This window comes from Emticicia sp. 17c, assembly GCF_037153985.1.
GTDB lineage: Bacteria > Bacteroidota > Bacteroidia > Cytophagales > Spirosomataceae > Emticicia.
Window position 1 is genome coordinate 1 of the sequence record NZ_JBBAYI010000041.1, and the last position, 2,352, is coordinate 2,352.

At 47.4% G+C, this 2,352-nt stretch carries 1 pseudogene; it reads left to right on the forward strand.

The features are described from left to right. Positions 1-2,352 (forward strand): annotated as a pseudogene (locus WAA15_RS24345) (hypothetical protein); the annotation flags it as partial.

Here is a 2,352-nt window from a genome sequence, read left to right on the forward strand (position 1 = left end):
AGTGGTATGGAGCAATAATGTGACAGGCACCAGCATCACGGTAACCCCAGCGACTGCGGGCACCTCAACTTATAAAGCAGTATGTACGGTAAGCCTCAACGGCAAATCATGTGTAGCAGAAGATAGTGGAGTGTTGACAGTGATTCCAGAGGTAAAAGTGACTGTAAACGATGTAACAGCGTGTTACGGGGAAGCAGCGACTTTAACAGCAACGGGATGTCAAGGCACAGTGGTATGGAGCAATAATGTGACAGGCACGAGCATCACAGTAACCCCAACCACCGCAGGCACCTCAACTTATAAAGCGATATGTACAGTAAGTTTGAATGGCAAATCATGTGTAGCAGAAGATACAGGCATCCTGACAGTGATTCCAGAAGTAAAAGTGACTGTAAACGATGTAACGGCATGTTACGGGGAAGCAGCGACTCTAACAGCAACAGGATGTCAAGGCACGGTAGTATGGAGCAATAATGTGACAGGCACGAGCATCACAGTAACCCCAGCGACTGCGGGCACGTCAACTTATAAAGCAGTATGTACAGTAAGTTTGAATGGCAAATCATGTGTAGCAGAAGATAGTGGAGTGTTGACAGTGATTCCAGAGGTAAAAGTGACTGTAAACGATGTAACAGCGTGTTACGGGGAAGCAGCGACTCTAACAGCAACGGGATGTCAAGGCACAGTGGTATGGAGCAATAATGTGACGGGCACGAGCATCACGGTAACCCCAGCGACTGCGGGCACCTCAACTTACAAAGCGATATGTACAGTAAGCCTCAACGGCAAATCATGTGTGGCAGAAGATACAGGTATCCTGACAGTGATTCCAGAGGTAAAAGTGAATGTAAACGATGTAACGGCGTGTTACGGGGAAGCAGCGACTCTAACAGCAACAGGATGTCAAGGCACGGTAGTATGGAGCAATAATGTGACAGGCACGAGCATCACGGTAACCCCAGCGACTGCGGGCACGTCAACTTACAAAGCAGTATGTACGGTAAGTTTGAATGGTAAATCATGTGTGGCAGAAGATAGTGGAGTGTTGACAGTGATTCCAGAGGTAAAAGTGACTGTAAACGATGTAACAGCATGTTACGGGGAAGCAGCTACTTTAACAGCAACGGGATGTCAGGGCACAGTGGTATGGAGCAATAATGTGACAGGCACGAGCATCACAGTAACCCCAGCGACTGCGGGCACGTCAACTTACAAAGCAGTATGTACAGTAAGTTTGAATGGTAAATCATGTGTAGCAGAAGATAGTGGAGTGTTGACAGTGATTCCAGAGGTAAAAGTGACTGTAAACGATGTAACAGCATGTTACGGGGAAGCAGCTACTTTAACAGCAACAGGATGTCAAGGCACAGTGGTATGGAGCAATAATGTGACAGGCACGAGCATCACAGTAACCCCAGCGACTGCGGGCACGTCAACTTACAAAGCAGTATGTACAGTAAGTTTGAATGGTAAATCATGTGTAGCAGAAGATAGTGGAGTGTTGACAGTGATTCCAGAGGTAAAAGTGACTGTAAACGATGTAACAGCATGTTACGGCGAAGCAGCGACTTTAACAGCAACGGGATGTCAAGGCACAGTAGTATGGAGCAATAATGTGACAGGCACCAGCATCACGGTAACCCCAGCGACTGCGGGCACCTCAACTTACAAAGCAGTATGTACGGTAAGCCTCAATGGCAAATCATGTGTAGCAGAAGATACAGGCATCTTGACAGTGATTCCGGAAGTAAAAGTGAATGTAAACGATGTAACAGCATGTTACGGCGAAGCAGCGACTCTAACAGCAACGGGATGTCAAGGCACGGTAGTATGGAGCAATAATGTGACAGGCACCAGCATCACAGTAACCCCAGCGACTGCGGGAACCTCAACTTACAAAGCAGTATGTACAGTAAGTTTGAATGGTAAATCATGTGTAGCAGAAGATAGTGGTATCTTGACAGTGATTCCAGAGGTAAAAGTAAATGTGAACGATGTAACAGCATGTTACGGCGAAGCAGCGACTTTAACGGCAACGGGATGTCAGGGTACAGTGGTATGGAGCAATAATGTGACAGGCACGAGCATCACGGTAACCCCAGCGACCGCGGGCACGTCAACTTACAAAGCGATATGTACGGTAAGCCTCAACGGTAAATCATGTGTGGCAGAAGATAGTGGAGTGTTGACAGTGATTCCAGAGGTAAAAGTGACTGTAAACGATGTAACAGCATGTTACGGGGAAGCAGCAACTTTAACAGCAACAGGATGTCAAGGCACAGTGGTATGGAGCAATAATGTGACGGGCACGAGCATCACGGTAACCCCAGCGACTGCGGGCACCTCAACTTA